Origin of the sequence: Nostoc sp. ChiSLP03a (assembly GCF_034531215.2) — a bacterium.
In the GTDB taxonomy this organism is placed as follows: domain Bacteria; phylum Cyanobacteriota; class Cyanobacteriia; order Cyanobacteriales; family Nostocaceae; genus Nostoc.
The window spans coordinates 26,216-32,878 of the sequence record NZ_JAVRBQ020000025.1 but is presented as its reverse complement, the minus strand read 5'-3'; the positions used below and the strand labels follow the sequence as shown (position 1 = coordinate 32,878).

Below are 6,663 nucleotides of genomic sequence, written 5' to 3'. Positions count from 1 at the left end.
GTGAAGTTGCACATATCTTGATCCCCCTAAATCCCCCTTGAAAAGGGGGACTTTGATAGATGTTTTTCCGGTTCCCCCCTTTTTAAGGGGGGTTAGGGGGGATCGAATTCTATGCAGCTTTATAAAAAATTGGTATAAGGTACACTCATTCCCAAATTCCCATCTTTTTCACCACTGATAAGAGTGGGAGGATTACCTGGCGCTACACGCCGCCAAATCGGTTCATTTGTTGTATCTCCCCGATCAGTAAAGGTAGCAGCTTTGGAGGGTTGAGCGGTAGAAACAGTAGCTAATGCTAACCCCAGAATAACCATTAATGGTTTTTTAAAAAACTTTGTTTCTAACATAAATTATTTCTTGAAATCTACTAACAGCTTGTTTCAAAATTAACCAGATTCTTCGATTTTCTAACTGTGGCATTCATCGCTCACTTAAACTTTTTGCTGTTTGGCAGCAATCAACTTTCTCTGCAAGGCAAAAGCTACACTCACAGCAAGTAAAATTCCACCAACCCCCTGAGGTTCGGGAACTGACTTCGGACTATTAAATCCATACTTTGCTAGTATTTTTTGTCCAGTTGGTGAAAGGATATAATCAGCTAGTTTTGAACTTCCAGGATTCGCATTCTTAAGTACTGTCAAACCATAGTCAGCTTGGGTTTTTAAGCTATTTGGCAATTCTACTATCTGTAAACTTGGTGAAATTTGTTGGGCAGATAAAGCACTGGTGTAATAGACTAAATAGATGTCTGCTTTGTTGATATCTTGCAGATAGTAGACTATGCTTCCCCCCGGACTATTCCTCTCTGGCGGCAATGTTCCTGATAATATTACAGCTTTATCATTCAGTTGGGCAAAGCTGCCTGGATGAATTTGTTCAGCTTTGCGAAATACTTCTACCCCGTAATCTCCCAGGGGATCGCTTACAGGTTTGGAAATACCCAATTTAACGTTGGGATCGAGAAACTTATCAAGCAGATTCTCTGTGGCGAGTGACACTTCAGGTGTGGCGATCGCATAGATAGGATTTCTGGCAAACGTTTCAACTTCCCCACTTAAGTTATTTTGATTTAATGCAAGGGCATTACCTAAATCCGCACTGGCAAAGACATCTGCCTTTTCCCCTGTTAACAACCTATCTTTCAATGAACCAGAGGAAGCAAATTCTGTTTTCACAGAAATCCCATATTCTTGGGTAAAAGCACTCTTCACTTCCGAAAGTCCACCCCTCAAGCTACCAGCAGCATATAAAGTCACCTCAGGAGGTGCAGCCAATGTGGCTGCTAAAGTCTGTTTTGTAAAGGTAAGATTGACAACTAATGCAGTCAGTGAAGCGACAAGCAAATACTTTTTCATCATTTTTTAACAGCCCATAAGTAAGGAAAAAATCACTTTCTCGTTTTTGATAAGCTAAAACACATATTTCTTGCATAGTGAAGGAGTGAAGTTTTTTGACTGCTGACAGTTGAGAGTCAAGAGTTAACACTCAACAGCCAACACGACCATATATGATTTAAAAAGTGTGGAACAGCTTAAATAATGCTTAAACAACTTCGATCCGATCGTTTAAACTTTATGAATTATTCAACAGTATTGATTGCGTATGCTTTTATACAAGTTGGTGTTTTCGACTGAAGCTATCATACCAACTAAGTTGGATAAAATCAATTCAACTACGTAATTAAACGCTGACTTTATCAAAACTTTAAGTAAAAAGTTTTTTATCTTGATGAGATTACGCGCATGACAAAACTTCAGGAATAACTATGACTGTACCCAGATTTCTCACTACATATTGAGAAGCCTGCGCTTGTGCTTTTGTGCTCTTGTGCAGAGAAGAGTTGTTGTACAAGTTCTTTCACCTCTGCCCCTCTGCTCCTTCTTCCTTTCAAGCTTGTGAGAAATGCGGGGTAATGTGTGACAGAGCTAAACTAAACGTGTACGATCTCAAAATAAGCGATATGCTTCTCAGTGAACTTTTACCAACTGTCGGTCAACTATCTCACTAAGAGAAACTTCGACCGATCCACTTTCTCCTTCTTGCAGTTGCGAAAAAACAGGGATAAGTTGTTTAGTTAGCCATCTTTTATAACTGATTCCAATTGTTGAGACAGCGAATGTGTGTCTCTAAATGTTGATGCAGGCAAGTACACTGTAAATTGAGTACCTCTGCCTACTTGACTGTAAACATTGACAAAACCACCGTGATTCTTAATAATACCCAATGCCGTAGAAAGTCCTAAACCTGTACCTTTGCCTACCTCTTTGGTAGTGAAAAATGGTTCAAAAATTCTTTGCTGGACTTCTAACGACATCCCCATACCAGTATCCGTCACCACGATCGCAATATAAGAACCAACTTTCGCATCAATATTTATTTGGGTAGAATGTTCGCCAATCACCAGATTTTCCGCCGCAATTCTGAGAATACCGCCATTGGGCATAGCGTCGCGGGCATTGATTACTAAGTTTATCAATACCTGATGTAGTTGAGTTACATCTCCACGAACGTACCAGAGATTTTTAGGGATATCTATCTGGCAAATAATGGATTTAGGGAATGTTTGAGCGATAATTTGCTCAATCTCTGCCATCAAAGGCTGAATTTGCACAATTGTCCGTTTATCTTCAATACCGCGTGCAAAAGATAACACTTGTTTAAGCAAATTAGCGCCGCGTTTGACATTATTTTCTAAAGTTTGCAATATTTGCTGACTCTGGGGATCGGGCAATTTCTTCTGCAATAGTTGAACTGACATTAAAATTGGCGATAGTATGTTGTTGAGGTCGTGAGCGATACCGCCAGCAAGAGTGCCGATACTCTCCAAACGTTGCGATCGCAAAAGTTGAGCTTCTAGTTGTTTCTGCTGCGTAATTTCAGTATTCGCACTCAAAATAGATTTGGGTTGTCCATTCTCATCTGGTATCAGTGTCCACCGACTTTCAACAATAATTACTTTGCCTTCTTTTGTCAGTTGATGCAACTCACCCCGCCACTCACCCGTATTCATCACCTTTAAATAAGCATCTTCTAGCTGTGGTGAATCTTTATACAAAAGTTGCAAAACATTCTTACCCACAACTTCTTCAGCCTTCCAGCCATACAGACGTTCAGCACCTTGATTCCAAAACAAGATTTGGTTGTGGATATTTCGCACCAGAATCGCGTCAGTTGATACATCCAGCAGCAACCCTTGTTCGCGGATTTTCTGTTCTGCCTGTTTTTGCTGGGTTATATCTCGCGTCAGTGCCAAATGGATGAACGTACCATCAGATTCGTTATATAGCGGTACGGCATGGGTTTCTATGAAGCGGCGAGTGCCTTTAAATCCCACGATTTCAAATTCTAAAGTCCCCTTATTACCTTGGCAGACACTTTCATGCAAGTCGGCAAAGGCGGCTCTATACTCTGGTACAATTACGGCATCAACTGGTTTACCAATCAAGATATCAGCACTTTCCACTTCCATCATTGCCAGCCCTTCTGCATTAATTTCTAAAAGGGTGCCATCTCTGGCAATTAGCTGGATGCATTCTGGTTCTGCATCTATCATGGCACGTAAACGATTTTCGCTTTGACGTAGGGCCAGTTCTGTCTGCTGAAGTTGCCTGAGATAACGCCACAACAAATCATATAGCAACGCCACCAACACCAAATCCACAATCGCAGCGATAAAAAATGTCACTATCGCTTTTTGGGAATTTGCTTGTGACTGCTGCATTTCCTGCTGTAATAAATTTTTCTCTGCCTTCAAAGAATCGTTAATCAGTTGTTGAATATCTTTGCCAATTTGTTTGTCATTATCAGATAAGATTTGTTGCCGAACTGCTTCTAATCCCTGGTTTTTTCTGAGGTAAATTTCTTGTTGTAAAATGTTGAGCCTGTAGGTAATTTTCGGCTCTAGCAAATCAATCCACTGCTGCTTCTGACGGTTATTAGCAGTTAGTTTTTTGAAAGTCTGAATATTGCTATTTATTTTTTGCTCGGCTGCAAGATAAGTTTGTAAATCATCTGCATCTACTGTAATTAAATAACTACGTTGTGCAGTTTCAGTATCTTTGAGTGTAGATTGGATACTTTCAATTTGGCTAATAACTTTATAAGAGTATGTTAGCCATTGTTGGTTGTGAATCAACTTCACAGTGTTGCTATATGAAACTACAGCATTAGTAAATACAACTGCCAATGCTAAGATGAATATTGCTTTCAGCTTTTGGACTCGATACCATTTTTTGATCGTGCGATCGCCCTTTCTGCCGCAGATGCCTTTCATCAGTTAAGATTAAATATTAAAAACAAATACTGAGAATATTTTAAAAATTTTGATAACACGGGTAACAAAATACAATCTCTTAAAGTTGTAAATATCTGGATTTTTTGGAATGATGATTTATACATAATAGTTACAAATAAATCAGCTAGTTTTTAATATAAATTCATTTTTACAGTAATATGGGCAATGCAGTTTAGATGGGATATAGCCATTTTCAACCCAGTGAGCTACAGGTATGCAAGGCAATAATACCAAAAATGACTAATGACCAAACCACCACGTTGCATTGTCTGCAACACGACTTTTTTACAAGGTCATAGTTTTTACACTGGACTCTGTGTTGAGTGTGGAAATCTTAACTTCAGCAAGCGTCAACAAACTGCTGATTTACGAGGTACAATTGCCGTTGTCACAGGAGCCAGGGTAAAGATTGGTCATGGGGTAGCATTGAGACTGTTGCGAAATGGTGCAACTGCGATCGCAACAAGCCGTTTTCCTCATGATGCGGCAAAAAGGTACGCAACAGAGCCAGATTTTCTAGAATGGCAACATTGTTTGCAAAATTACGGACTCGATTTGCGCCATCTCCACAATGTTGAGCAATTTACCCAACACGTTTGCAAGTTTTATCCGCGACTCGACATTATTATCAATTTGGAAGTGCATATAAGGGACTTCCAAGTAAAAAAATATTCCATAGCAGAGGGACAAGAAAGACAAGGGAGACAAGGGGGACAAGGAAGAAAGAAGTCTATTTGTGATTAACAGTAGACTCAAGCAATTAATGAGCAACTTCAAAGAAACTAATAAGTTTTTTGAGAATGTCTTTAAAAGGATGTTTGAAAAATCCTCTTGTCGGTAGCAAAACGTTGTATATATCTCTAAGTATCCCGATAAATTGGCGTATTTTAATTATTGACATGATTCAAGCAATATGTTAATAATAATAGTTTGTGGAAACTTTACTTCTTAATATAAGCTCTTGGCTAACGTCATTGTCATAGGTGCCCAATGGGGCGATGAAGGAAAAGGTAAAATAACTGACTTACTCAGCCGTTCCGCAGATGTTGTGGTGCGTTACCAAGGGGGTGTCAATGCTGGACACACGATTGTAGTTAAAGGTCAGACCTTTAAACTGCATTTGATTCCCTCTGGGATTTTGTATCCAAATACCGATTGCATTATCGGCTGTGGAACAGTGATCGATCCACAGATTTTGATCGCAGAACTCGACCAACTAAAAGAATTAAATATTTCCACTGACCACCTGCTGATATCTGAGACAGCCCACGTAACGATGCCTTATCATCGATTGATTGACCAGGCATCTGAAGAACGACGGGGAAGCCATAAGATCGGCACAACAGGTCGGGGCATTGGGCCGACTTATGCTGACAAATCTGAACGTACAGGGATTCGGGTTTTAGACTTAATGGACCCGGATGGGTTGCGCGAGCAGCTGGAATGGACGATTAATTATAAAAACGTCATTTTAGAAAAGCTTTACAACTTGCCGCCTCTAGATCCACAAGAGGTGATTGAGCAGTATTTGGGCTATGCAGAACGCTTGCGGCCTTACGTTGTTGATACATCGTTGAAAATATCCGATGCGATTCAAAGACGACGCAATATTTTGTTTGAAGGCGCACAAGGTACGCTCCTAGACTTAGATCACGGAACTTATCCTTATGTTACCTCCTCTAACCCAGTGGCGGGTGGGGCTTGCGTTGGTACTGGGGTAGGGCCGACAATGATTGACCGGGTAATTGGGGTGTCGAAAGCCTATACAACCCGTGTCGGAGAAGGGCCATTTCCCACTGAATTGGATGGCGAGTTAGGAGAATTATTGTGCGATCGCGGTGCTGAATTTGGCACAACCACCGGACGCAAACGGCGTTGTGGCTGGTTTGATGCCGTCATCGGTCGCTATGCCGTGCGGATTAACGGCATGGATTGTATGGCGCTGACCAAACTAGATGTTCTTGATGAATTAGAAGAAATCAAAGTTTGTGTTGCTTATGACATAGATGGCGATCGCAGCGAACACTTCCCCACCAGTTCTCGTCAATTTGCTAGATGTCGTCCCATCTACAAAACCTTGCCGGGGTGGAAAGTGTCAACAACTCACTGTCGCACCCTAGAAGACTTGCCACAAGCAGCATTGGATTATCTGAAATTCTTAGCCGAATTGATGGAAGTTCCGATCGCGATCGTCTCATTAGGAGCCAGCCGCGATCAAACCATAATCGTAGAAGACCCGATCCACGGCCCCAAACGCGCTTTATTGCACCCCGACGGTACACCTGCTACCCTACTTAGTGCGTAAATTAGTCATCAGTCATTAGTCATTAGTCATTGGTCATTAGCAAATGACTAATGACCAATGACAA

The 6,663-nt window shown here is 41.0% G+C and carries 5 protein-coding genes; 2 read left to right on the top strand and 3 right to left on the bottom strand.

All coding sequences use genetic code 11. From position 1 onward, the window contains the following. Positions 1 to 119: 119 nt before the first annotated feature. From RMY32_RS03115 to RMY32_RS03105, 3 genes are all read right to left on the bottom strand, one after another. Positions 120 to 347: a hypothetical protein gene (locus RMY32_RS03115; protein WP_322711906.1), complete on the bottom strand. Its 228-nt coding sequence runs from the start codon at positions 345 to 347 to the stop codon at positions 120 to 122. Positions 348 to 431: 84 nt separating this feature from the next. Beyond that, complete coding sequence (locus RMY32_RS03110; RefSeq protein ID WP_322711905.1) at positions 432 to 1,358, bottom strand: substrate-binding domain-containing protein; 927 nt, start codon at positions 1,356 to 1,358, stop codon at positions 432 to 434. Positions 1,359 to 2,074: 716 nt separating this feature from the next. After that, the gene (locus RMY32_RS03105; protein ID WP_322711904.1) at positions 2,075 to 4,273 is read right to left on the bottom strand and encodes a PAS domain S-box protein; all 2,199 of its coding nucleotides are present in this window, start codon (positions 4,271 to 4,273) and stop codon (positions 2,075 to 2,077) included. Between the two features lie 264 nt (positions 4,274 to 4,537). Between RMY32_RS03105 and RMY32_RS03100 the strand changes: the two genes are divergently transcribed. Then, a complete protein-coding gene (locus tag RMY32_RS03100) occupies positions 4,538 to 5,038 on the top strand; it encodes an SDR family NAD(P)-dependent oxidoreductase (protein ID WP_322711903.1) in 501 nt (166 codons plus the stop codon). Positions 5,039 to 5,255: 217 nt separating this feature from the next. Next, positions 5,256 to 6,599 (top strand): adenylosuccinate synthase, encoded by a 1,344-nt coding sequence (locus tag RMY32_RS03095; protein ID WP_322711902.1) that lies wholly within the window; start codon positions 5,256 to 5,258, stop codon positions 6,597 to 6,599. Positions 6,600 to 6,663 lie beyond the last annotated feature (64 nt).

Excerpts from the sequence above, each read along its gene's own strand:
- RMY32_RS03115 (WP_322711906.1), bottom strand. The coding sequence starts at position 347 with ATGTTAGAAACAAAGTTTTTTAAAAAACCATTAATGGTTATTCTGGGG.
- RMY32_RS03105 (WP_322711904.1), bottom strand. The coding sequence starts at position 4,273 with ATGAAAGGCATCTGCGGCAGAAAGGGCGATCGCACGATCAAAAAATGG.
- RMY32_RS03100 (WP_322711903.1), top strand. The coding sequence starts at position 4,538 with ATGACCAAACCACCACGTTGCATTGTCTGCAACACGACTTTTTTACAA.
- RMY32_RS03110 (WP_322711905.1), bottom strand. The coding sequence starts at position 1,358 with ATGATGAAAAAGTATTTGCTTGTCGCTTCACTGACTGCATTAGTTGTC.